This is a genomic window from Lysobacter sp. Root983, from assembly GCF_001429345.1.
Taxonomy (GTDB): Bacteria; Pseudomonadota; Gammaproteobacteria; order Xanthomonadales; family Xanthomonadaceae; genus Lysobacter.
The window spans coordinates 1,036,080-1,059,375 of the sequence record NZ_LMJO01000001.1 but is presented as its reverse complement, the minus strand read 5'-3'; the positions used below and the strand labels follow the sequence as shown (position 1 = coordinate 1,059,375).

The 23,296-nt window shown below is 69.3% G+C and carries 17 protein-coding genes; 11 read left to right on the top strand and 6 right to left on the bottom strand.

The window, feature by feature from the left end; translation table 11 throughout:
- Positions 1-85: 85 nt before the first annotated feature.
- The gene (locus ASE43_RS04565) at positions 86-754 is read right to left on the bottom strand and encodes a type II CAAX endopeptidase family protein (RefSeq protein ID WP_056175825.1); all 669 of its coding nucleotides are present in this window, start codon (positions 752-754) and stop codon (positions 86-88) included.
- A 40-nt stretch (positions 755-794) separates the two neighbouring features.
- Positions 795-1,583 (bottom strand): cytochrome c biogenesis protein CcsA, encoded by a 789-nt coding sequence (gene ccsA / locus ASE43_RS04560; protein WP_057159594.1) that lies wholly within the window; start codon positions 1,581-1,583, stop codon positions 795-797.
- A 287-nt stretch (positions 1,584-1,870) separates the two neighbouring features.
- Between ccsA and ffh the strand changes: the two genes are divergently transcribed.
- From ffh to ASE43_RS04520, 8 genes are all read left to right on the top strand, one after another.
- Positions 1,871-3,238: a signal recognition particle protein gene (gene ffh, locus ASE43_RS04555; RefSeq protein WP_056175819.1), complete on the top strand. Its 1,368-nt coding sequence runs from the start codon at positions 1,871-1,873 to the stop codon at positions 3,236-3,238.
- Positions 3,239-3,997: 759 nt separating this feature from the next.
- Complete coding sequence (locus tag ASE43_RS04550) at positions 3,998-4,894, top strand: hypothetical protein (RefSeq protein ID WP_057159593.1); 897 nt, start codon at positions 3,998-4,000, stop codon at positions 4,892-4,894.
- Between the two features lie 220 nt (positions 4,895-5,114).
- A complete protein-coding gene (rpsP, locus tag ASE43_RS04545) occupies positions 5,115-5,372 on the top strand; it encodes a 30S ribosomal protein S16 (RefSeq protein WP_056175808.1) in 258 nt (85 codons plus the stop codon).
- Between the two features lie 54 nt (positions 5,373-5,426).
- A complete protein-coding gene (rimM, locus tag ASE43_RS04540) occupies positions 5,427-5,942 on the top strand; it encodes a ribosome maturation factor RimM (protein WP_056175806.1) in 516 nt (171 codons plus the stop codon).
- A 119-nt stretch (positions 5,943-6,061) separates the two neighbouring features.
- The gene (gene trmD / locus ASE43_RS04535; protein ID WP_057159592.1) at positions 6,062-6,886 is read left to right on the top strand and encodes a tRNA (guanosine(37)-N1)-methyltransferase TrmD; all 825 of its coding nucleotides are present in this window, start codon (positions 6,062-6,064) and stop codon (positions 6,884-6,886) included.
- Between the two features lie 106 nt (positions 6,887-6,992).
- Positions 6,993-7,385: a 50S ribosomal protein L19 gene (gene rplS / locus ASE43_RS04530; protein ID WP_056175799.1), complete on the top strand. Its 393-nt coding sequence runs from the start codon at positions 6,993-6,995 to the stop codon at positions 7,383-7,385.
- A 282-nt stretch (positions 7,386-7,667) separates the two neighbouring features.
- Positions 7,668-8,033 (top strand): hypothetical protein, encoded by a 366-nt coding sequence (locus ASE43_RS04525; protein ID WP_057159591.1) that lies wholly within the window; start codon positions 7,668-7,670, stop codon positions 8,031-8,033.
- Positions 8,034-8,177: 144 nt separating this feature from the next.
- The gene (locus ASE43_RS04520) at positions 8,178-8,615 is read left to right on the top strand and encodes an RNA-binding S4 domain-containing protein (protein ID WP_056175793.1); all 438 of its coding nucleotides are present in this window, start codon (positions 8,178-8,180) and stop codon (positions 8,613-8,615) included.
- A gap of 350 nt (positions 8,616-8,965) precedes the next feature.
- On the opposite strand, the gene ASE43_RS04515 is transcribed toward ASE43_RS04520, so the two are convergent.
- Positions 8,966-9,595, bottom strand: a complete 630-nt coding sequence (locus ASE43_RS04515; RefSeq protein WP_056175790.1) for a DUF937 domain-containing protein — start codon at positions 9,593-9,595, stop codon at positions 8,966-8,968.
- A gap of 301 nt (positions 9,596-9,896) precedes the next feature.
- Here ASE43_RS04515 and ASE43_RS04510 point away from each other — a divergent pair, with 301 nt between their 5' ends.
- Complete coding sequence (locus tag ASE43_RS04510) at positions 9,897-10,769, top strand: aminoglycoside phosphotransferase family protein (RefSeq protein ID WP_082607095.1); 873 nt, start codon at positions 9,897-9,899, stop codon at positions 10,767-10,769.
- A gap of 170 nt (positions 10,770-10,939) precedes the next feature.
- On the opposite strand, the gene katG is transcribed toward ASE43_RS04510, so the two are convergent.
- Positions 10,940-13,117, bottom strand: a complete 2,178-nt coding sequence (gene katG / locus ASE43_RS04505) for a catalase/peroxidase HPI (protein WP_057159590.1) — start codon at positions 13,115-13,117, stop codon at positions 10,940-10,942.
- A gap of 579 nt (positions 13,118-13,696) precedes the next feature.
- Between katG and ASE43_RS04500 the strand changes: the two genes are divergently transcribed.
- Positions 13,697-15,346 carry a SprB repeat-containing protein gene (locus tag ASE43_RS04500; protein ID WP_200956209.1) on the top strand — a complete coding sequence of 550 codons (1,650 nt, stop codon included), beginning with the start codon at positions 13,697-13,699 and terminating at the stop codon, positions 15,344-15,346.
- A gap of 46 nt (positions 15,347-15,392) precedes the next feature.
- Here ASE43_RS04500 and ASE43_RS04495 read toward each other — a convergent pair whose 3' ends face one another.
- Both ASE43_RS04495 and mutS read right to left on the bottom strand, forming a co-directional pair.
- Positions 15,393-18,737 (bottom strand): AAA family ATPase, encoded by a 3,345-nt coding sequence (locus tag ASE43_RS04495; RefSeq protein WP_057159589.1) that lies wholly within the window; start codon positions 18,735-18,737, stop codon positions 15,393-15,395.
- A gap of 70 nt (positions 18,738-18,807) precedes the next feature.
- The gene (mutS, locus tag ASE43_RS04490) at positions 18,808-21,408 is read right to left on the bottom strand and encodes a DNA mismatch repair protein MutS (protein WP_056175779.1); all 2,601 of its coding nucleotides are present in this window, start codon (positions 21,406-21,408) and stop codon (positions 18,808-18,810) included.
- Positions 21,409-22,056: 648 nt separating this feature from the next.
- Between mutS and ASE43_RS04485 the strand changes: the two genes are divergently transcribed.
- Positions 22,057-23,181 carry a M4 family metallopeptidase gene (locus tag ASE43_RS04485; RefSeq protein WP_162258750.1) on the top strand — a complete coding sequence of 375 codons (1,125 nt, stop codon included), beginning with the start codon at positions 22,057-22,059 and terminating at the stop codon, positions 23,179-23,181.
- Positions 23,182-23,296: the final 115 nt, after the last annotated feature.

Sequence of the window (23,296 nt, the reverse complement as noted above, 5' to 3'; positions counted from 1 at the left end):
GCGCCCGCGCCCGCCCAGGACCTCTCGTCAAGGTTTTAGACGGAAATTATTCATTTAAATCAGTTGGATGCGACGTAGTCTTCGCTCAGGCCAACGCCGCCAAGGCGATCACGTCCAGCAACACATGGGCTAGGATCACCGGCCACAGCCGTCCGGTACGGGCGTACCAGCCGGCGAACAGCAGGCCCAGCGGCACGATGCCCAGCACCCCGGCCGAGCCCTGATAGAGGTGGTAGGCGACCCGGATCGCGGTGCTGACATGGATCGCCGGCCACAGGCCCCAGCGTTCGCGCAGGGCCACCAGCACGTAGCCGCAGACGAAGATCTCCTCGTAGAAGCCGTTCACCGCCGAAGTCGCCAGGATCGCCGTCCAGCCCACGTCCGGCGTCGTCTGCGCGGGCTTGAGCGCGGTGCCGCTGGACAGCGCCAGCGTCGCCAGCAACTGGTACGACAGTATCGACGCCGCCACCAGGACCAGCGCGGGCACCGCATCGCCGGCCTGCGCCGGCGGCCCGAAATGCGCCATCGTCCAGCCGCGCAGGCGCAGGAAGTAGCCGAGCATCGCGATCACCGTCAGTTCGACGATGAGCACGCTCCACAGGTCGGCGGCGCTGAAAGTGTAGGCCGCGTCGGTCTGCGCGGGCGCGCCGGACAGCACGCTCTGCAGGCTGGACAGCAAGGCCCAGCCGAACGCCAGCCCGATCACCACCACGAACTCGCTGCGCGGCGACAGCGAGCGGATCCAGTCCTGCATGCGCGATTCCGATTGCGGGTGGTACGAGAGGGCGGTGGACTCAGGTCCGTTGCAGGACCAGCTCCAGCACGAACTTGCTGCCGAAGAACGCCAGCACCAGCAGCGCCATCGCCGCCAGGGTCCAGCGCACCGCGGTGCCGCCGCGCCAGCCGTAGCGCCAGCGGCCCAGCAGCAGGCCGCCGAATGCCAGCCAGGACAGCACGCTCAGCGCGGTCTTGTGCACCAGGTGCTGGGCCAGCAGGTTCTCGACGAACAGCAGGCCGGTCAGCAGGGTCGCGGTGAGCAGCGCGAAGCCGACCGCGATGGTGCGGAACAGCAGGGTCTCCAGCTCCACCAGCGGCGGCAGGCCGCGCAGCCAGCCGTGGAACTCGCGCCGGCGCAGCGCGCGTTCCTGCAGCCACAGCATCGTCGCCAACAGGGCCGCGATCGCGAGGGTGGCGTAGGCGAGCAGGGCGAACCAGGCGTGCAGCTGCAGGCGCCAGTCCAGCGGCTCGGCCAGCACGTGGCCGTAGGCGTGGTAGCCGATCAGGGTCAGCGCCGCCAGCGGGAACACCACCACGCCCAGCGCGGCCATGCGCCCGGACGCGCCGACCACCGCGGTCAGCGCCGCCATGCCCAGTCCGACCAGGGACAGGGCGGCGAAGAAATGCAGATCGGCGCCGCCGGCGAGTTTCCAGGCCATTAGGTGGGCGGCGCCGTGCAGCAACACCGCCAGATCGGCCGGCAGCAGCCACAACCGGGCCTTGCGCCCGCCGTCCTTGCGCACGGCCGCGACCAGCAGCGCGGCGGCGACCAGATAGAGGACCACGGCGATGAGAACGATTGTCATCGCGGCAGTGTGGCATAAGAGCCGGGATTGGGGATTGGAGATTGGGGATTCGCAAGAGCCAGGGAGCAGGTCGTACGGCGCTGCGTGGCTGTCGTGTGTTCCGGCACCGCCCCGTGCAAATCCGCGGCGTCGCTTTTCCTCCCCCTTTGGAAAAGGGGAGCGAGGGGGATTTGCGCTTCGAGCCAGGGCGATAGCCCTTTCGCAAGCCCCGACCTCTCTATCCCCGCACGGCCTCCCGCCTCTCGGACGCTATACTTCGCGATTCCGCCTAACGCCCCCGACGCCCCATGTTCGAATCCCTGACCCAACGCCTGTCCGGCACCATCGAGCGCCTGCGCGGCCGCGGCCGGCTGACCGAGGAGAACATCCGCGAGGCCACCCGCGAGGTCCGCATCGCCCTGCTCGAGGCCGACGTCGCGCTGCCGGTGGTGCAGGCCCTGATCGAGCGCATCAAGGTGCGCGCGGTCGGCCAGGAAGTGCTGAAGTCGCTGACCCCGGGCCAGGCCCTGATCAAGGTGGTGCGCGACGAGCTCACCGCGGTCATGGGCTCGCAGGCCGCCGACCTCAACCTCAACGTGCCGGCGCCGGCGGTGATCCTGATGGCCGGCCTGCAGGGCGCGGGCAAGACCACCACCGTCGCCAAGCTCGCCAAGCACCTCAAGGAACGCCGCAAGAAGAAGGTCATGGTGGTTTCGGCCGACGTCTACCGTCCGGCCGCGATCGAGCAGCTCAAGACCCTGGCCGAACAGGTCGACGTGCTGTTCTTCGCCTCCAGCGCGGACCAGAAGCCCGAAGCGATCGTGCGCGCCGCGATCGACGACGCGCGCAAGTCCTATGTGGACGTGCTGATCGTCGACACCGCCGGCCGCACCAGCATCGACGAAGCGATGATGGCCGAGATCAAGGCCCTGCACGCCGCGGTGTCGCCGGTCGAAACCCTGTTCGTGGTCGACTCGATGACCGGCCAGGACGCCGCGGTCACCGCCAAGCACTTCAGCGAAGCGCTGCCGCTGACCGGCGTGGTCCTGACCAAGACCGACGGCGACGCGCGCGGCGGCGCCGCGCTGTCGGTGCGCTACATCACCGGCCGTCCGATCAAGTTCATCGGCGTCGGCGAGAAGCCCGACGGCCTGGACGTGTTCCATCCCGACCGCGTCGCCAGCCGCATCCTCGACATGGGCGACGTGCTGTCGCTGGTCGAGCAGGTCGAGCAGCAGGTCGACAAGGACAAGGCGCAGAAGCTCGCCGAGAAGGTCGCCAAGGGCAAGAAGTTCGACCTCAACGACATGAAGGACCAGCTCGAGCAGATGCAGAACATGGGCGGCCTGCACGGGCTCATGGACAAGCTGCCGGGCATGGGCCAGATCCCCGAGGCGGTCAAGAACCAAGTCACCGGCAAGGAAGTGCCGCGGATGGTCGCGATCATCAACTCGATGACCAAGAAGGAGCGTCGCAATCCGGCGCTGCTGAACGGTTCGCGCCGCGCGCGCATCGCCAAGGGCTCGGGCATGACCCCGGCCGATGTCAACAAGCTCATGAAGCAGTTCCAGCAGATGGAAAAGATGATGAGCAAGCTCTCCGGCGGCGGCATGAAGGGCCTGATGCGCGGCATGAAGGGCATGATGGGCGGCCGCGGCGGCATGCCGTTCCGCTGATCGTCCGGCGCGGGCGCGACAGCATCGAAACGGCGGCCACTGGCCGCCGTTTTCGTTTGCGCGAACGCAACGTATCGCCACCGCTCGCCCTCCCAAGGGCAGCCGCTGCCTCCTGTAGGAACGGCGCGAGCGGCGACCGCGTCGCCGCACGAAGTCGCGCAATCGCGGCTCACGCCGCTCCCACAGAAAGCGGTTGCGCGGCCTTGGGGTAGGAGCGGCGTGAGCCGCGATCAGATTCAGGCCGAGCGCCGGCATCCGGTGCGCTGGGCAAGCCGGGTCGGGGCCTTGCGTCGAGCGCCCTGTGAAGTAGCGACGAATCAGGCGCGCAGCCAGCGAGGCTTTCGACGCCATCGCCATCGCCATCGCGCGGTCGCGGCTTACGCCGCTCCTACCCCAAAGCAGCGCAACCCCGGCCTTCTGTGGGAGCGGCGTAAGCCGCGATCGATACATGGAGAGCCGCGACTGCGTCGCCGCTGCGACATCGCGGCATTCGCGATCGCCGTGTCCGCATAGGTACACCACCCGCGTATCGCCCGCTGCGATTGCGTTCGCCGCGCGTCGCCCGACCGGCGGCGCCGCGCCGTCTTAATGGCGGAGACGTGCGAACGCGATCATATCCCTGCAGCGCGATGCAGGACCGCAACGCGCCGCGCAGTCGCCACCGACTGGCCGCCGGCTCGCCAGGGCCGGCGGGTTCGCCACAGGCCGCGTCGCTCCGGGGTAAGGGCGGCGCGGCCATCATCAAGGAGTGAAGCGCATATGACGAAGATGTTCCGCCGTTGCACCACCGCCGCGCTCGCGTTCGCGGGCCTGTTCGCCGCTTCCGCGCATGCGGACACGGTGTTTGCCGTCCACAGCCAGGCCGGCGATCCGGTCGGTGCGGGCCAGTCCGCCGTGTACACCGATGCCGACTCGACGATGACGATGGAGGCCGACGCGCACTCCATCCGTCTGACCGTCGCGCGCGGCGACGACCACTGGTACGTCTCCGTGGGGGCGCCGACGCAGCGCAAGTTCGAACTGGGCCGGTACTACGACGCCGAGCACCCCACCTTGCGTACCGGCCGCGCGCCCTACGTATACATGGCCAATGGCGGTCGCCGTTGCGACGATCTATGGGGCGAGATCCATATCCAGCAGCTGGAACTGGATCGGCAGGGGCGGGTGGCGGCATTGGAGGCCACGGTGCTGCAACGCTGCGGCAGCGCGAGCGCACCGGTGCTGGCGGCGGTGATCCGGCACAACGTGGCCCCGTACTCGGTGAAGCTCGACAGCGGCGGCGACGACCCGGTCGGCCAGGGCCTGCAGAAGAGCTACTTCGGCGACACCAGCACCTTCCATTTGCTGGGAGAGTCGAACTACATGGATTTCACCGTGAGCGGCCAGCGCGACGTCTGGCGCGCCAAGCTCAGGCCGCCGGTCGGCGGCGTGCTGCAGCCGGGCACCTGGCCCATCGGCACCGACACCAGTGCCCTGTTCGTGTTCGATCGTCCGAGCCAGGGGCGCTGCAGCTGGATCAGCGGCGGCCAGGTCGAGGTCAAGGGCGTGCGTTACGACCCCCTCAATGGGCGCCTGATCGGGATCCACGTGGACTTCGAGCAGTTCTGCGACGGCGCCGACAAGCCCCTGCGCGGCAGCATCCGCTACGGGCTGTAAGCCTTATCGGGCCCCGCTACGGAAGGCGGGGCCGGCCAGGGACGGCCATTCAGGCAGGGGCAGGCGGCGTGGCCAGGGAGGGCCCGCCGCCGCGCCAGGGCCGGGCGGGGCCGCCCGGGCGTGGGGAGGCCGGGGGCGAGTTTGCCTAAGCCCACGAATCGGCTACAATTTCCGGCTTACCTCGCCAATCCGGCGACTGGGCAACACAGGAACTGTAAAGATGGTCAAGATTCGCCTGACTCGTGGCGGCGCCAAGAAGCGTCCGTTCTACCACATCATCGTCACCGACAGCCGCAGCGCCCGCGACGGCCGCAACATCGAGCGCGTCGGTTTCTACAACCCGGTCGCCACCGGCAACGAGAAGCGCGTCGAACTCGACATCGCTCGTGTCGAGCATTGGGTGAGCAAGGGCGCTCAGCTGACCGAGAAGGTCGCTGGCCTCTACAAGCAGGCCGGCAAGGCCGCTCCGGCCGCCTAAGCCGCTTCGCCGCGCGCCTCGCGCGCGCGGCGACCGCCTCACGGCCGCATCGCAATGACCGAATCCACGCGTCGCATCCTGCTGGGCAGGGTGCTGAGCGCTTTCGGCGTGCGCGGCGAGGTCAAGCTCGAGTCCTGGACCGAGCCTCGCAGCGCCATCTTCCGCTACCAGCCCTGGATCGTGCGCGACCCGCAAGGACGCGAGCGCGAGCTGTCGGGCGTGCGTGGCCGCGAAAGCGGCAAATATCTGGTCGCCAGTTTCCCCGACGTCGCCGACCGCGACGCCGTCGAAGCCCTGCGCGGCACCGAAATCTATGTCCCGCGTTCGGCCCTGCCGCCCCCCAGCGAGGGCGAGTACTACTGGGTCGACCTGGAAGGCCTGCGCGTGGTCACCGTCGACGGTGTCCAGCTGGGCACCGTGTCGCATCTGTTCGCCACCGGCGCCAACGACGTGCTGGTCGCGCGCGACGACGAGCGCGAGCGCATGATTCCGTTCGTGATCCCGCAGTACGTGACCTCGGTGGATTTCGAGGCCGGCGTGGTCACGGTGGACTGGGATCCCGAGTTCTAGGAACGAGCGCAGAGTAAAAAGGAGCGAGAGCGCTTTCTTTCCCGGTCTCGTTACCGACCCGCCGATCCACTTAGGCTTTGACTCTCGTTCCTCACTCCTACCCGCTCGTTCCTGGCCCTATGCGTATCGATGTCGTCAGCCTGTTCCCCGAATTCGTCGCCCAGTGCGCGGCTTTCGGCGTGGTCGGGCGCGCGGCCGAGCGCGGGCTGCTGTCGCTGCAGGGCTGGAACCCGCGCGACTACGCCGAGGGCAATTACCGCCGGGTCGACGACCGTCCGTTCGGCGGCGGTCCCGGCATGGTGATGCTGATCGATCCGCTGCGCGCCAGCCTGCGCGCGGCGCGCGCGGCCGATCCGGCGCCGGCGCGGGTGATCTATCTCAGCCCGCAGGGCGCGCGCCTGACCCAGGCCAAGGTCCGCGAACTCGCCGCCAGCGAACGTCTGATCCTGCTGTGCGGCCGCTACGAGGGCGTGGATGAGCGCCTGATCCGGGCCGAGGTCGACGAGGAGCTGTCGATCGGCGACTACGTCCTGTCCGGCGGCGAGCTGGCCGCGGCGGTGGTGGTGGACGCGGTCGCGCGCCTGCGCGAGGGCGTGCTCAACGACGCCGAATCCGCGGTCCAGGACAGCTTCGAGGACGACGGCCTGCTGGACTGCCCGCACTACACCCGCCCGGTCGAGCACGAGTTGGGCCCGGTTCCGGAGGTGCTGATGTCCGGCAACCACGCCCGGATCGCGCGCTGGCGGCGCCAGCAGGCGCTGGGCCGGACCGCCGAGCGGCGCCCCGATTTACTGGACGAAGCCGGCCTGTCCAAGGACGATCGCGCCCTGTTGGCCGCTTATCGGGCCGAACAGGCCGCCGCGGAGGTATCCGGGCCGGCTCGGGCCCGGGGCGAGGAGGCCGGGGCGGACCCGGCGGCGCAGGCCGAATCGGCTAAGCCCTAGTCACGCAACGAAAAAGGCCGTTATAATGCACGGCTTCATTGCTCCATCCATGCCATGACGCGGGTCCACGTGCACTCGCGCAACAACTAATCCAACAGGCCGTGCCATGAACAAGCCCTCGCTCCACACCCTGCTGCAGAATTTCGAAGCCGAACAGGTCCAGCGCCAGCTGCCGGACTTCGGCCCCGGCGACACCATCGTCGTCAACGTGAAGGTCAAGGAAGGCAACCGTGAGCGCGTCCAGGCCTACGAAGGCGTGGTCATCGCGAAGAAGAACGGCGGCCTGAACTCCTCGTTCACGGTGCGCAAGATCTCGCACGGCTTCGGCGTCGAGCGCGTGTTCCAGACCCACAGCGCGATCATCGACTCGGTCGACGTCAAGCGCCGCGGTAAGGTCCGCTCGGGCAAGCTGTACTACCTGCGTGGCCTGGAAGGCAAGAAGGCGCGCATCAAGGAAGACCTGGCCGCTTACGCGCGCGCCAAGAACGCCGCCGAGTAATTTCGCGTCGCGCGCCTCGCGCGCAGCGTGGAAAACGGCCGCCGCGAGGCGGCCGTTTTCGTTTGAGCATCTCGTTTCGAAGCGTGGTTTACGGCGTCCAACTGCGATGCCGCGTGTGCGATGTCGCATTTCCGCCGGGCGCCCGGTGCGCCGCGTATCGCGCCCGCCAGCGCCGCGACGCGCGATGCGGGCGCAAGCTTTTATCCAACGGGCGCCATGCGCTAGATTGGTCGCAAGGCATCGCCGATGCCGTACCCGAAGGGTCCGCGCAGGAGCGCATGCATGCAATCGAACTTGTCCGTAGGCGATATCTGCACCTACCAGCGCAGCGATAGCCTCTGGGGTTTCTTCTGGGTGCAGCGCATCGACGCGTTGCCCGACGGCGGCGCGGCGATGTCGCTGCGCAAGTTCGACGTGAACGCCGCCGACGAAGTCCTGGCCGAGCACGTGGACGATGTCGCCGAACTCAAGGGCCTGCCGCTGCTCGGCCACTTTCCCATCGTCGACAGCCGCGTGGCCGAAGCGGCGCCGCGGGTGATCGGCTCGATGCCGGTGACCGATGAGGATCTGGAGGGTTACCGGATCTGGCGCGAGGCCTACGACGCGGGCGAAGCCGGTGTGTTCACCTTGGCCTTGGAAGAGATCTGAGCCTCCGCGGAATCTGCACCCGCGCGTAGTCGTCCCGCTGCGATCGCGCTGCGCTCGGTCAACGCGAGGCGAGTACGCAAAGCCTGGAAGCACCGCAATTTCAATGCCTAGCGTGATCCTGGGCGCGCCGCATTCGTGATACCGATGAAAACGAATTCCGAGAAAAAACCGTCCACCGTCGAAGCGGCGCCCGCGACCGCCAGCGTGCGCCTGGACCTGTGGCTGTGGGCGGCGCGTTTCTACAAGACCCGCAGCCTCGCGCGCAGCGCCATCGAGACCGGCAAGATCGAAGTCGGCGGCCAACGCGCCAAGGCCTCGCGCGCGCTGCGCGCGGGCGATGCGCTGCGCATCGCGCGTGGCGAGGAACTGTTCGAGGTCAACGTGCTCGCGCTCAGCGACACCCGCGGCCCCGCCAGCGTCGCCCAGGCCCTGTACGCCGAAACCGAGGCCTCGCGCGCCGCGCGCGAAGCGGCCCGCGCCTTGCGCGTGGCCGAACGCAACGGCTACCAGGCCCCCGAGACCAAGCCCGACAAACGCGCGCGACGGCTGATCCGCGCGCTGGGCGATATCGACGCGTTGTAGGGGCGCGCCTAGCCCGCGCTGAGGGACGGGGCGCATTGCGTGAGCAGCGCCGCCGCTGAAATGGCGCGATCGCGGCTCACGCCGCTCCCACAGTAAGCAGCGCTAGCGCCTTATGGATGTCGAGTCGTCGCTGGCATAGGTGCGCACCGCCGCCGGAGCCGGCGACGCGCACATGCCGACTATCGCCGTCGCCGCCTTGCGCGGTCGCGGCTTGCGCCGCTCCTACCCCGAAGCAGCACGATCGCTTCGTGTGGGAGCGGCGTCAGCCGCGATGCGATCCCAGTCGACCCCAAAACGACTGCGGCCGCGTCGAAACGCGGCCGCAGAGGGAGTGCTGGATGATCCAGGCTTCAGCGATTGCCGCCGCCGCCCAGCAGGCCGCCGCCGATCTTGAGCAGGTCGCCCAAACCGAGCTGGCCGTCGCCGTCCTGGTCCAGCACCGCGCCGAGCAGGCCGCCGGCGCCGCTGTCCTGCTGGATGCGTTCGCGTTCCTGGCCGAGCACGTTGCCCAGGGCCTGCGGCGAGGCCGCGGCCTGGCCGCCGCCGGAGAACATGCGCTGGGCCAGGTACGACAGCACGATCGGGGCGAGGATCTTGAGCAGGGTGTTGGCCTGGCTGCCGCCGAGGCCGGTGGCCTGGCCCAGGCCCTGGGCCGCGGTGTCCTCGCGGCCGCCGAAGATGTGGCCGAGGATGCCGGCGCCGTCGGTCTGGCGGCTGGGAGCGCCGCCGCCGAGCACCGCGCCCAGCACGCTGCCGATGTCCAGGCCGCTGGCGGCGCCGGCGTGGTCGCGCTGGAGCGCACCGAACAGAGCCTCGGCGCCTTGGGGCTGACTGGTGTTGCGACCCAGCGCGCCCAGCAGCAGCGGCAGCGCCGCCGACACCGCGCCCGCGGTCTGCGACTGCGACAGGCCGAGCTGGCTGCTCATCTGCTCCAGCGGCTGGCCCTGAAGTTGGCGGAGGAGGTCGTCGGTCAAGCTCATGGGGGCGCGTCCTTTTGGCAATTGGAAACCGATCCTAGCGCCGTTTCGCGCCAGCGTGGTGACGACCGCCCGTCGCCGGTCCGCTGCCGCGAGCGGGCCTGCCGCAAGGTCTGCGCGAACCGGCACGAACTCTGTGCATAGTCCCTGGGGCGCGCGCGGCGATGCCGCCGGATCCGGCATGGCGGCGAGGTGTCCGCAAGCCTCAGGATCCGCTAGCCCCCGCGGCGTGTCGGCCAAACCCAGGCCGGGCCGAATGCCGGCAAGGCGACGCCGCCCCGCACCCAGGATGAGTACGAGCCCGATGAGCGAATCGCCCGCAGTTCTGCACGACGACGAACTCCGCCCGGATCCGGACACCGCCTTGCGTCCTTGGCGCCGGCATTGGGGCCTGCAAGCCGACGGCGCGGCCTTCGATACTCCGTCCAGCGCGTTGCAACCAGTGCTGCACGCAGGGGCGCCGGCCATGCTGAAGCTGGCCTACGACCCGGAGGAGCGCTGGGGCGGCGTGCTGATGCGCTGGTGGGATGGCGATGGCGCCGCGCGCGTGCTCGCCAGCGAGGGTCACGTGCTGTTGATCGAGCGCGCGACCGGTCGCGACTCCCTGCTGGCGATGGCCTCGGACGGTCGCGACGATCGGGCCTGCCGCATCCTGTGCGAGGTGGCGCGGCGACTGCACGCGCACCCCGCCGTGCCGCCGGACGGCTTGCAACCGCTGTCGATGTATTTCGAGTCCCTGGCCCAGGTCGCGCGCGATCACGGCGGGCTGTACGCGCGCGCGTGGCGGATCGCCGAAGGCCTGCTGCAAGCGACGGTCGATCCGGTCCCGCTGCACGGCGATCTGCACCACGAGAACGTGCTGGATTTCGGCCCGCGACGCGGCTGGTTGGCGATCGATCCCAAGCGCGTGATCGGCGATCGCGGCTACGACCACGCGACCATGTTCGGCGACCCCCTGCAACTGGGGCGCGAGCTGCCGCGCCGCCTGGAACGCCGCCTGCAGGTGGTCGCCGAGGCCAGCGGCCTGGCGCCCGCGCGGCTGTTGGCCTGGATCGCGGCGCAACAGGGCGTGTCGGCGGCCTGGCACCTGGAGGACGACGAGCCCGAGCAGGCGCAACTGCCCCTGTCGGTGCTCGCGGCGGCATTGGCGCTGGGTGCCGACGGCTACGCGGGCTAAACGCGAAAAAAGACCCGACGATCGCTCGCCGGGCCAGTGAGGTGCACAGGGATTGCAGGGCGACGCCGATGCCGGAACCGCGCGCGCAGGACTGACGGCTACGCGCGCGGGCCGGATCGGCCATCGGCGCCGAACTGTCGGGCCTGCGCCCGACGGTCCGGCCTCCGGTCTTACGCGAGATCGAAACGGTCCAGGTTCATCACCTTGGTCCAGGCCGCCACGAAGTCGTGGACCAACTTCTCCTGCGCGTCCGAGCTGGCGTAGACCTCGGCCAGGGCGCGCAGCTGCGAATGCGAACCGAAGATCAGGTCGGCGCGGGTCGCCGTCCACTTGAGTTCGCCGGTCTTGCGGTCGCGTCCTTCGAACACGTCCTTGGCGTCCGAGGTCGCCTTCCACTGCGTGCCCATGTCGAGCAGGTTGACGAAGAAGTCGTTGCTCAGGGTGTCGGCGCGCTGGGTGAACACGCCGTGCCGGGTCTGGCCGACGTTGGTGTTGAGCACGCGCAGACCGCCGATCAACGCCGTCATCTCCGGCGCGGTCAGCGTCAGCAACTGGGCCTTGTCGACCAGCAGGGCCTCGCTGGACACGTTGGGCTTGCCTTGGAGATAGTTGCGGAAGCCGTCGGCGATCGGTTCCAGCACGGCGAAGGAATGCGCGTCGGTCTGCTCCTGGGTGGCATCGGTGCGGCCCGCGCTGAAAGGCACCTGGACCGGATAGCCGGCGTTCTTCGCGGCCTGCTCGACGCCGGCGTTACCGGCCAGCACGATCAGATCGGCCAGCGACACCTTCTTGCCGCCGGACTGGGCGGCATTGAAGTCGCGCTGGATGCCTTCCAGCGTCTGCAGCACCTGCGCGAGTTGCGCGGGCTGATTGGCTTCCCAATCCTTTTGCGGCGCCAGGCGGATGCGCGCGCCGTTGGCGCCACCGCGCTTATCGGAGCCGCGGAAGCTGGACGCCGCGGCCCAGGCGGTGGACACCCACTGCGAGATCGGCACGCCGCTGGCCAGGATCTTGGCCTTGAGCGTCGCCACGTCCCGATCGTCGATCAAAGCATGGTCGACCGGCGGCACCGGGTCCTGCCAGATCAGTTCTTCGGCCGGCACTTCCGGGCCGAGGTAGCGCGCGCGCGGGCCCATGTCGCGGTGGGTGAGTTTGAACCAGGCGCGCGCGAACGCATCGGCGAACTGGTCCGGGTTTTCGAAGAAGCGCCGCGAGATCTTTTCGTAGGCGGGGTCCATGCGCAGCGACAAGTCGGTGGTCAGCATGGTCGGGGCGCGGCGCTTGTTGGCATCGAACGCGTCCGGAATCGTGCCCGCGCCCGCGCCGTCCTTCGCGATCCATTGGTGCGCGCCGGCCGGGCTCTTGCTGAGCTCCCATTCGAAACCGAACAGGTTGGCGAAGAACTCGTTGCTCCACTGGGTCGGCTTGCTGGTCCAGGTCACGTCCAGGCCGCTGGTGATCGCGTCGCCGGCGATGCCGCTGTTGAAGCTGCTGGCCCAGCCCAGGCCCTGCTGCTCGATGTCGCCGCCCTCAGGCTCGCGACCGACATGCGATTCCGGGCCGGCGCCGTGGGTCTTGCCGAAGGTGTGGCCGCCGGCGATCAGCGCGACGGTTTCTTCGTCGTCCATCGCCATGCGCGCGAAGGTGTCGCGGATGTCGCGCGCGGCCGCGACCGGATCGGGATTGCCGTTCGGGCCCTGCGGATTGACGTAGATCAGGCCCATCTGCACGGCGCCCAGCGGATTCTCCAGATTGCGGTCGCCGCTATAGCGTTGGTCGCCCAGCCAGGTGGTTTCGGCGCCCCAATACACTTCCTCGGGTTCCCACACGTCGGCGCGGCCGCCGGCGAAACCGAAGGTCTTGAAGCCCATCGATTCCAGCGCGACGTTGCCGGTGAGGATCATCAGGTCGGCCCAGGAAATCTTGTTGCCGTACTTTTGCTTAATCGGCCACAGCAGGCGGCGCGCCTTGTCGAGATTGCCGTTGTCCGGCCAGCTGTTGAGCGGGGCGAAGCGCTGTTGGCCGGCGCCGCCGCCGCCGCGGCCGTCGATGGTGCGGTAGGTGCCCGCGCTATGCCAGGCCATGCGGATGAACAAGGGGCCGTAATGGCCGAAGTCGGCCGGCCACCATTCCTGCGAGTCGGTCATCAGCGCGGTGAGATCGCGCTTGAGCGCCGCCAGGTCGAGGGTCTTGAACGCCTTGGCGTAATCGAAGTCCGGATCCATGGGATCGGAGGCCGGCGTTTGCTGGTGCAGGACCTTGAGGCTGACCTGATGCGGCCACCAATCCCGGTTCGAGGTACCGCCGCCAGCGGTGTGATTGAACGGGCACTTCGCTTCGTTTGACATGGGTGCTTTGCCTCTTCGCTGTTGACGGTGCGGACGCAACGATTGGGTAGGGTGGAAGCGCGATGCCGATGCGCGAACGGAATCGTCGATGGCTCCGTTCGAACTTCGCTTAGGAATGTGTCGGCGTTTCGATCGTTTGCTCGCCTTTATGGGGGAGGGTAGTCGCAGGCGCCCTTGGACAGTACGGCGGCCCGCTACTCCGTGTGAAATCGATCCTTTCGACGTATTCGATAGCTTTTGACTATGAGTGGGGCCGGCCATGGGATCGCGGCCCGCTCCGGACGGCTCGCAGGTGCCAGCGAACTGTGTCCGAAGCGCAGCTTTCGGTTTGTTTGTGCGCGCGGGCGCGCCGCTCGGCGTGCGAGGTCTCTAGCATCGTCCTGGCAGCGCGTGCGCGCGGCGCCACCCCATTCGATCAACGGAGGATTGAAGATGAAGAGCGGCAAGATTCGCTGGCACTGGTCGGCCGCGTCGGCCTGGACTCGGCCGATGCGCACCGCCAGGGGCGATGCGGCGGAGGCGCCCGGAGCGCGAACCGGGAACTGGATCGAACGGGCGCGTCGATACGGTTATGCCCTGATGATGGCCATAGCCTGCGTTCTGCTGTCGGCCGGCCCCGCGTCCGCGCAGGTCTGGAGCTTGAGTCCGCTGCAACGGCAGAGCTACCTGCAGTACTACGCGCCGTTGATCCTGCAGCGCTCGGAGGAGAACGGCGGCAAACCCGGGCGGGATTGGATCAGCAACTACGACTTCGATCGCGACGGCAACTTCGCCAACAATCGTTACACCTGGGTGAACCTGCTGCCGCAGTACGTCGCGGGCTCGGCTGCGGCAAGCGGCGACTACAAGCATTGGCGTATTCGCCCGACCCTGTATACGTCGTTGGTGGAATACACGGACGGTGGCGGAAAAGGCCTGATCCTGCTGTACCACGTCTACCACCCGGTGGATAAGAAAGGTAACGAAATCCACGATTGGGAGCGCGTGGAGATCGGCGTGCGCGGGGTGGGCGGCACGCCGGGTGCCTTAGGCGAGTCCGTCGGCCATGTCACCGTGACCAGCCATCACGACCATGTCATGCGCGCCGCCGGCAGCCCCGACTTGAATTTCATGAGCGTCGCCAGCGGCAAGCACGTGTTGCTTTGGCAGGCCGACGAGGACGGCGGTCTGGATCCGGGCGGCGCCACCGCCCACGAATTGCATTTCGTCCAGCACAGCTACGCGCAGATCCAATCCTGGGCGCAGACGGCGGGCAATGCGAAGGTGGACGTCACCAACGACGGCGACAAGAAGGTGCACTACGTCTGGGTGCCGGAAGCCTCCGCCGCCGCGGTAAGCGCTTGGGGCGCGCAGCCGATCCACTACGGAAACGCCAGCTCGCTGGCCTCCCGGCAGGACGGCGAGACGCCCTGGTATGCGGTGAAGCGCATCACCTACGAACTGCAGGATATCGCCGACGTCTTCCGCGGCCAGTGGGATGCAGCGACGTGGCCGATCAGTTGGACGGCCGATTCCACCGAGGACGTGCTGCTCGAGACCGCGCTGCTGGACGAGGCCGGACAGGTCGAAGTGCCGGCCGGGTTGCAGCGCTTCTACCTGGGCTCGCGCGACAGCAGCGCCTCCAGCCAGACCGATGGACGCAATGGCGTGCTGGGCAAGGATTGGTTCATGGGCGCGTATTCGGCGGAGACCAACGCCGACATCGTGTCCGGCTCCGACAAGTTCAAAGGTTACGAGGGGGCGGGGCGCGGCGGCGACGGCCGCAACCGCGCCGATGCCAGCGGCGACCTCGGCTCCTTGAACAATTACTGGCGCCAGCACGATTTCTTCGTCCACGGCGGCGCGGTCGATACGCGCGAGCTCTACGAAGCCGGGACCTGGCTGACCGGGGCCTGGTACACCCCAGCCAACGGCGGCTTCGACGGGCGCTGGGCGCAGCTGTTCGACGATCGCGTGGCTTATGAGTTCGCGCTGCCGCTGAGCGTGGCGATCACCACGGCCGAATCCGCGTGCAGGGAGTACGTCATGTTCACCGCCACGGCGGCCGGCGGGTCGCCGCCCTATCAGTACAGCTGGTCCGGTACCTTCGTGCCGGTGGCGGGCACCACCAGGAGCGTGCGCATGTATTGGCAGGACACCGCCACGGTAACGGTGACGTCCTCCGATGGGCAGCAGGTTGCCAAGACCCACACCTATCGAAGGGTATGCCCCGGCGGCGGCAACCCCTGATCCCGATGGAGCCGACGGCGTGGCGCCGTCGGCTCGCGGGTCGCGCTCAGCTGCCCTGGATCACATCGAACTCGCCGTCCAGCACCCGGTCCAGGCGGCCGCTGCGCCAGCCGCGCACGCTGTCGCGCACCAGCGGCGAGGGCGCCTGACGATAGCGGCGGCAAATGCGGCGTTCGCCCTCGGGCGCGCCCTGCGACTGGCGCGCGCGGCCGGGCAGGTCCGGCGCGACCTGCACCAGTACCGACAGCCGCTGGGTGTTGTCGTCGCTCTTGTCTTCGTAAACATGCAGGCCGGACTCGGGCTCCAGCAGGTCGAACGCGCCGAAGCCGCTCACCGCCAGCCAGGCGCTGCAGCGTTCGGGATCTTCGCGCAGCACCTGCACGCGCATATTGCGGCGCTGCGCCCAGGCCTGGTACATGCCGACCATGCGCTGCCACCACAGGCGCAGTTCCTCGCCGTGGCGCTGCTGCGCGGATTCGCTGACGTCGATCTCGATCAGCGCGTCCTGCGGGCGCTGCGCGCGCAGCGCGTCCACCGCCAGCCCGAGCAGGAACAGCAGCTGCGCCAGCGACTGGGCGAAGCTGGCGTTGCCGCCGTCGCGGCCGAGGCGCTGATGCATGCGCAGCGCGGTGTCCAGCGCGCTTTCGATGCGGTCGCGGCGCTCGATCCGGTCCAGCACGCCATGGCGCTCGGGCGAGTTCCAAAAGTCGGCCGCGGCCATGCGCGCGTAGTCGGCCTCGCGCTCGCCGCGCCATGACGGGCCCAGCACGATCTCTTCCAGCTCGGCCAGGCGCGCGTCCAGGCGCGCGACCGCGTCCGCGTCGGTGGGCGGCGCGTACACCAGGTCGCGCAGGTCGCCGGCGTCGTGCGACTGCGCCGATGCGTCCGCGCCAGGCGGCGTCGTCAGCGCGGGCGCGGGATCGATGAATTCGACGTCGAGCCGGTCGCCCGCGCTGCGCACGAACAGGAACTGGTCGCCCTGCGGGGCGCGGTGTTCGACGATGCTGCGCGCCAATGGGGCCAGCAGGTAGTGCTCGATCGCGCGCCGCAGCGGCCGCGCGCCCAGGTCCGGGGTGAAGCCCTTGTCGAGCAGGAACTCGATCGCCGACGGCTCCCATTCCACCGCCCAGTCGCGATTGCGCAGGCCGCGCCGGGTCAGTACCCGGTCCAGCTCCTTGTGCAGGATTTCGCGCATCAGGTTGCGATCGAGCGGGTTGAACAGCACCACCCGGTCGATGCGGTTGATGAACTCGCGGCGGAAGGTCTCGAACAGCGCCTTTTCGACGGCGAGCCTGGAATAGCCGCCGCGCGCCGAGGTGAAGCCCGGCCCGGCGTTGCGCGAGATGGTCGAGCCGATGTTGCTGGTCAGGATGATGATGCTGTGGCGGAAGTCGACGGTGTTGCCGCTGCGGTCGCTGAGACGGGCATCGTCGAACACCTGCAGGAACAAGTCCCAGACCTTGGGGTGGGACTTCTCGAACTCGTCCAGCAGCAGCACCGAGAACGGCTGCTCGCGGATGCGCGCGGTGAGCGAGCGCACGCCGCCGTTGGCGTCCTCGTCGGCGGTCAGGCGCCAGGCCGCGTCCTCGGATTGGAACTCGCTCATGTCCAGGCGCAGCAGGCGCTCGTCGCTGCCGAACAGCAGTTCGCTGAGCGCCTTGGCCAGTTCGGTCTTGCCGGTGCCGGTGGGCCCGGCGAACAGGAACACGCCGATCGGGCGGCCGTTGTCGGTCAGGCCGGCCTTGAGCATGGCGATGCGGTCGAGCAGGGCGTCCACCGCCTCGTCCTGGCCGATCACGCGGGTGCGGAAGAACGCGCGCAGGCGCTCCAGGTCCAGGCTCTGGCGGTCGTCGATCACATCCAGCGGCAGGCCGCTGCGGCGCGCGATCGTCGCCAGCACCTGTTCGGCATCCAGCGGCAGCGTCGGCGGATCGGCCGCGGTCGCGGCCTGCAGGGCGTCGTCGAGCAGGCGCAACAGGCGGCCGGGTTCCTGCTGCTCGGGAAAGTACTGCGCGGCCATGCGCGCGGCCTCGGTCAGGGTGCGCGCGTCGGCGACCTCGCGGCCTTGGCGTTCGCGCTCGGCCTGCGCCCAGCGCTGAGCCACCGGCTCCATCGCGGCCGGGTCCAGCGGCGCCAGACCGAGGATCTGAAAGTGGTGCTTGATGACCGGCCGCGCGACCAGCAGTTGCGCGAGCTGGCGCGGCGTGACTTCGCCGATCAGGCGCAGCTCGCCGCGTTCGATCGCCGGCAGCACCAGATCGAGCAGGCCGCGCGGGTCGCGCGAATGCGCGCCCTTGGCGAGCAGGTCGACGAATTCGGACACCCGCCACAGGGCGCGCTTGCGATTGAGCACGGCGAGCATCTCGCGCACGCGCTCTTCCAGTTCGCCGATGTAGCTCTGGCCGGCCAGCACTTCGGCCGCCGAGGCCTCGAACACCAGCCAGCCCTCGTCGCGCAGGCGCTCGCTCAGCAGGTCGATCAACACGCTCTTGCCGACGCCGTGCTCGCCCGACACCAGCACCGAGGCGGCTTCGTCGCCGGCGTAGAGTTCGTGCAGGCGTTGCAGCTGCGCGGCCAGCTCGTCGTGGACGATGCGGGTACGCGGCTTGAGCGCCGGATTCACGCGTCCGAAAGCGCCCAGCACGCGCGACTCGCGACGCGCGCCGACGGCGCGTTCGACCTGCTCCTGCAGGGGCGCCAGCAGCGGCGACTGGAAGCGCTTGAGAGTGTCGCGCAGGTGCCCGACCGCGTCCTCGTCGAGATCGTCCAGCGCCGGCAGCGCGGCCGGCGGCGCGGCGCCTTCGGCCGCTTGCAGGTAATCGCGCAACTGCTGGCGCAGCGGCACGAACTCCCACCACCAGGGCTGGGCGTGGCGCATCAGCGCCAACAAGCGCTCGCCGGCGTCGGGCCGCGCGCGCAGCAACTCGACCAGGAAGTACAGCGGATAGGCGCCCAGCTGGCCGGCCTGTTCCAGCAGCGGTTCGAGCGCGACATCGTCGCGACGCCCGGCGGCGCGTATCGCCATCGACTGCAGCACATAGCCGTTGCCCGGCACCTGGCGCAGCAGTTCGGCCGCGTCGAAGGCGGCGCTGGCGAGCAGGTCGGTGCCCTGTTGGAACTCGGCCTGCGCCATCAGGTCCTGCGGGCGCTGGATGCGGTCGTCGTGGACCATGACCTCGCGCAGCAGACGCGCGAGCCGGTCTTGCGGCGTTTCCTGGGTGCCATCGGGTGTCTCTTCGGACGCCGGTGGCGCGGCGGCTTGGTCGGTCGCGCCATCGGCGTCCGCCGTGGCGGCGACGGGCGGCGCCGACGCCGGCGCGGCGCCGGGGCGATAGAGTCGCGCCAGGATCAGGCCGGCGACCAGGCCGGCCACGAATAGCAGGGTTTCCACGCTCGCTCCGGTGTCCGTTCCGGCCGCAAGTCTAGCCGGTCGCGTGCGCGCTTCTGCGGCGCGCGCGCGATCAGGTCAGCGCCTTGATCCGGTACAGCGCCTCCAGCGCCTGCTTCGGCGTCAGTTCGTCCGGGTCGACCGCGGCCAAGGCATCCAGCGCGGCCGAGGACGGCGCGAACAGGCCGAACTGCTGCGGCTGATCCAGCGCGGCCTGGGCGAAGGACGGCGTGGGCGTGTCGCGGCCCTGCTGTTCGAGTTCGATCAGGCGCCCGCGCGCCTGCTTGACCACCGACTTGGGCAGGCCCGCGAGCGCCGCCACCTGCAGGCCGAAGCTGCGGTCGGCCGGGCCGTCCTTGACCGCGTGCATGAACACCAGTTGCTCGCCGTGCTCGACGGCGTCCAGGTGCACGTTGGCGATGCCGCTGCCGGGTTCGGCCAGGGCGGTGAGTTCGAAGTAGTGGGTGGCGAACAGGGTGTAGGCGCGGTTGCGCTCGGCCAGATGGCGCGCGCAGGCTTCGGCCAGGGCCAGGCCGTCGTAGGTCGAGGTGCCGCGGCCGATCTCGTCCATCAGCACCAGCGATTGGTCGCTGGCGTGATGCAGGATGTAGCTGGTCTCGCTCATCTCGACCATGAAGGTCGACTGCCCGCGCGCGAGGTCGTCGCCGGCGCCGATGCGGGTCAGGATGCGGTCGATCGGGCCGAGCACCGCGCGCGCGGCGGGCACGAAGCTGCCGATGTGGGCCAGCAGCACGATCAGCGCGTTCTGGCGCATGTAGGTCGATTTGCCGCCCATGTTGGGGCCGGTGATGACCAGCATGCGGCGGCCGTTGGCCTCGTCCAGGATCAGGTCGTTGGGCTCGAAGGGCTCGCTGCGCACGGCCTCGACCACCGGGTGGCGGCCGCGCTCGATGCGCAGGCCGGGTTCGTCGCGCAGTTCCGGCGGCGACCAGTCCAGCGCCTGCGCGCGTTCGGCGAAGCCGCACAGCACGTCGAGTTCGGCCAACGCGGCCGCGCAGCGCTTGAGCGGGGCCAGGCGCTCGTTGAGCGCATCCAGCAGGTGTTCGTAGAGCAGGCGCTCGCGGCTGAGCGAGCGTTCGCGCGCCGACAGCACCTTGTCCTCGAATTGCTTGAGTTCCTCGGTGATGTAGCGCTCGGCGTTGCTCAGGGTCTGGCGGCGGGTGTAGTGGGTCGGCGCCTTTTCGGCCTGGGCCTTGCTGACCTCCAGGTAGTAGCCGTGGACGCGGTTATAGCCGACCTTGAGGGTGGGGATGCCGCTGGCGATGCGCTCGCGCGCTTCCAGGTCGACCAGGAACTGGTCGGCGTTGGTCGACAGCGTGCGCAGTTCGTCGAGCTCGGCGTCGTAGCCGGTGGCGAACACGCCGCCGTCGCGCGCCAGCACCGGCGGCTGCGGCACGATCGCTGCGGCCAGCAGATGCGCGTGCTCGGCGTGCTCGCCCAGTTCGGCGGCCAGTTCGGCCAGCAGCGGCGCGTCCAGCGGCGCCAGCAGGGCGCGCACGTCGGGCAGCAGGGCCAGGCCGTCGCGCAGGGTCGACAGATCGCGCGGGCGCGCGCTGCGCAGGGCGATGCGCGAGAGGATGCGCTCGAGGTCGCCGAGGGCGCGGAAACGCTCGCGCACGCCGTCGCCGGCGCGCGAATCGATCAGGGTCGCCACCGCCTGGTGGCGCAGGCGCAGGGTGGGGCGGTCGCGCAGCGGGCGGTGCAGCCAGCGCCGCAGCAAGCGCCCGCCCATCGGCGTGACCGTGCTGTCGAGCACGCCCAGCAGGGTGGTGCGGCTGTCGCCGTCGATGCGGCTGTCGAGTTCGAGGTGGCGGCGGGTCGCGGCGTTCATCGCGATCGCGCCGTCGCCGGATTCGACCGCGATCGAGGTCAGGTGCGGCAGGCGCTGCTTCTGGGTTTCCTCGACATAGCCCAACAACGCGGCCGCCGCGGCGATCGCCAGCGGGCGGTCTTCCAGGCCGAAGCCGCTGAGATCGTGCAGACCGAAGAAACGCAGCAGCTGGCGGCGGCCGCTGTCGACGTCGAACAGCCAGGGCGCTCGCCGGCGCAGGCCGCTGCGCTCGGACACGAACGGCGCCCAGCCGTCTTCGTCGGCGATCAGGGTCTCGGCCGGTTCCAGGCGCGCTAGCTCGGCTTCCAGCGCATCCTCGCTGGCCACTTCGTTGACCAGGAAGCGGCCGCCGGCCAGATCGGCCCAGGCGATGCCGTAGCCGTGCTTGCCGCGCGCGATGGTCAGCAGCAGGGTGTCGCGGCGTTCGTGCAGCAGGGCCTCGTCGGTGACCGTGCCCGGGGTGACGATGCGCACCACCTTGCGCTCGACGATGCCCTTGGCCAGGGCCGGGTCGCCGATCTGCTCGCAGATCGCCACCGACTCGCCCAGCGCGACCAGGCGCGCCAGATAGCCCTCGGCCGAGTGGTGCGGCACGCCCGCCATCGGGATCGGCTGGCCGGCCGAGTTGCCGCGCTGGGTCAGGGTGATGTCGAGCAGGCGCGCGGCCTTGCGGGCGTCGTCGTAGAACAGCTCATAGAAGTCGCCCATGCGGAAGAACAGCAGCACATCCGGGTGCTCGGCCTTGGCGGCGAAGAACTGCTTCATCAACGGGGTGTGGCCGTCCACGGCCTTGCTATCGACGGCTTTGTCGCTGGAACGCATTGAAAATCCTGGGGTTTTATTCTGGCCGGCGCGGCGGCGCGTGGCGTCGCGGCGGGCGGCCCAAAGCGACATGATCGCCGAATGGGGGCGTGGTGGGGGCCTCTGGCGCGAATCGGCTGCGAATCCGGACCCCGCGGGCGGGACCGGCCGCGCAGCGCCGGCCTTGCGCCGCATGGGCCTGGGGCGGATCGGCGGCACGGCGTTGCTGCGATGCGAGCGACCCCGGGCTCGGCCCGTTTAGGCGCGCGCCGCGGCCTGCCGAAGGCAGGGTGAGTGCGCGCGCTGCGCGCCCATTGACCGATCGAAAGCGCCGCGCACGCCACAACCGTCCACGCGCAGTCCAGCCTGCAGGGTCGTCGCGTTTCGCGTCACAAAAAACACTGATTGCCGTGGAGGGCGCAGCGACGCGTCGTCGATCGATTGTCCGGATACGCGCATCGCGAACTGTGACGCCGCTTCGACGCGGCTCGCTCATCTGTGACGCGCGACCGCTCGAATGTGCGCAGTGCGCGCGGCCCGGCGCGGGATCGACACCTAGGGTGGCGTCGCTTTCGAACCGCCGTATCTAACTGCCGGCAGATGGCTCCGCCGGGCTTGCACGGCGGCACGCGGAAGGCACTTCTTCCCACCATTTCGAGGATAACGGTCATGCGCCCTAGCTTTGTCGCGATCGCTGTTTCGCTCTCCCTCGCCGCGCTGATGCCGGCGACATCGAACGCCAGTCAGCCGAACGGCTCGGTGGTGTCCGGCACCGGTCACGGTGTCCATTACGGCACGCTGCCCATTCCCGTGCAGTACACCGCCGGCTTCGGCTACGAGCTCATCGACAACACCCGCAACGGCATCAGCAGCTCCGACGGCGGCGGCTTCAACCGGTACTACGCGACCTATCGCGGGCCGCAGCAGTTCGTCAGCCCCACCACCAGCTTCGGCGACGGCAGCGCGGCCAGCCTGTCCAGCATGGGCGTCGACGCCTACTACGCGATGCAGCGCAGCTGGGATTACTTCAAGCTCGTCCACGCACGCAACGGCCTGGACGCGCGCAACCGCAGAGCCACCGTGTACAGCCATGTCGTCGACCTGGCACCGGGGCGCAAGACGACCGGCTACTCGTACTGGTCGGGCACCACCGTGCTGCTCGGCATCGGCGATGCGGCCGCCGGCATCGAACCGTTGGCGACCCTGGACATCGTTGGCAGCATGTACGCGGCCAATATCGTCTACAACACCGATCCCGATCCCGGCAGGGGCGACAGCCAAGGCGTGCGCAGCTCGATCGCCGACGTCTTCGGCACCCTGATCGAATTCCATGCCGCTCACCCCAACGATCCGGGCGATTACGTGATCGGCGAGCTGGCTTATCCGGGCGGCCTGCGCCACATGTACCGCCAGAATCTGGACGGGAAATCCTTCGTCTGCTACCCGGCGCGCGGTTTCGATCCGAACGACGAGTCCCCGGCCTACTCGGGCGAGTACACCTCGGGCATCGGCAATCGGGCGTTCTACCTGCTGGCCGAGGGTGCCACGGCGCCGGCCGGCTCCGGCCTCAGTGCGGATCAGTTGGTCTGCAACGGCGACACCGCGATCGTGGGCATCGGCCGCGCGAAGGCCGGCGCGATCTGGTATCGGCTGGCCACCACCGAGAAAACCTCGCAGCTGACCTATCCGCAGGCGCGTGCGGCCACGATCCGCGCCGCCGAGGCGCTGTATGGCGTCAAATCGGCCGAAGCGCGCGCGGTCGCGCGCGCATGGTCGGCGGCCGGGGTGAAGTAAGCGCGGCGACACTGCGCTTGCGGGCAGTGCCGCAAACCACGGGCGCGCAGCCCTGCAGCGGCCGCGCGACCCAACTTCGCAGGCCTGGGGTGCAAGCCTCGCGCTGCCGACGCTC

Excerpts from the sequence above, each read along its gene's own strand:
- rplS (WP_056175799.1), top strand. The coding sequence starts at position 6,993 with ATGAACAAGCCCTCGCTCCACACCCTGCTGCAGAATTTCGAAGCCGAA.
- ASE43_RS04525 (WP_057159591.1), top strand. The coding sequence starts at position 7,668 with ATGCAATCGAACTTGTCCGTAGGCGATATCTGCACCTACCAGCGCAGC.
- ffh (WP_056175819.1), top strand. The coding sequence starts at position 1,871 with ATGTTCGAATCCCTGACCCAACGCCTGTCCGGCACCATCGAGCGCCTG.
- trmD (WP_057159592.1), top strand. The coding sequence starts at position 6,062 with ATGCGTATCGATGTCGTCAGCCTGTTCCCCGAATTCGTCGCCCAGTGC.
- rpsP (WP_056175808.1), top strand. The coding sequence starts at position 5,115 with ATGGTCAAGATTCGCCTGACTCGTGGCGGCGCCAAGAAGCGTCCGTTC.
- katG (WP_057159590.1), bottom strand. The coding sequence starts at position 13,117 with ATGTCAAACGAAGCGAAGTGCCCGTTCAATCACACCGCTGGCGGCGGT.
- ASE43_RS04550 (WP_057159593.1), top strand. The coding sequence starts at position 3,998 with ATGACGAAGATGTTCCGCCGTTGCACCACCGCCGCGCTCGCGTTCGCG.
- ASE43_RS04565 (WP_056175825.1), bottom strand. The coding sequence starts at position 754 with ATGCAGGACTGGATCCGCTCGCTGTCGCCGCGCAGCGAGTTCGTGGTG.
- ASE43_RS04510 (WP_082607095.1), top strand. The coding sequence starts at position 9,897 with ATGAGCGAATCGCCCGCAGTTCTGCACGACGACGAACTCCGCCCGGAT.
- ASE43_RS04500 (WP_200956209.1), top strand. The coding sequence starts at position 13,697 with ATGATGGCCATAGCCTGCGTTCTGCTGTCGGCCGGCCCCGCGTCCGCG.
- ccsA (WP_057159594.1), bottom strand. The coding sequence starts at position 1,583 with ATGACAATCGTTCTCATCGCCGTGGTCCTCTATCTGGTCGCCGCCGCG.
- ASE43_RS04485 (WP_162258750.1), top strand. The coding sequence starts at position 22,057 with ATGCGCCCTAGCTTTGTCGCGATCGCTGTTTCGCTCTCCCTCGCCGCG.
- mutS (WP_056175779.1), bottom strand. The coding sequence starts at position 21,408 with ATGCGTTCCAGCGACAAAGCCGTCGATAGCAAGGCCGTGGACGGCCAC.
- ASE43_RS04515 (WP_056175790.1), bottom strand. The coding sequence starts at position 9,595 with ATGAGCTTGACCGACGACCTCCTCCGCCAACTTCAGGGCCAGCCGCTG.
- ASE43_RS04520 (WP_056175793.1), top strand. The coding sequence starts at position 8,178 with ATGAAAACGAATTCCGAGAAAAAACCGTCCACCGTCGAAGCGGCGCCC.
- rimM (WP_056175806.1), top strand. The coding sequence starts at position 5,427 with ATGACCGAATCCACGCGTCGCATCCTGCTGGGCAGGGTGCTGAGCGCT.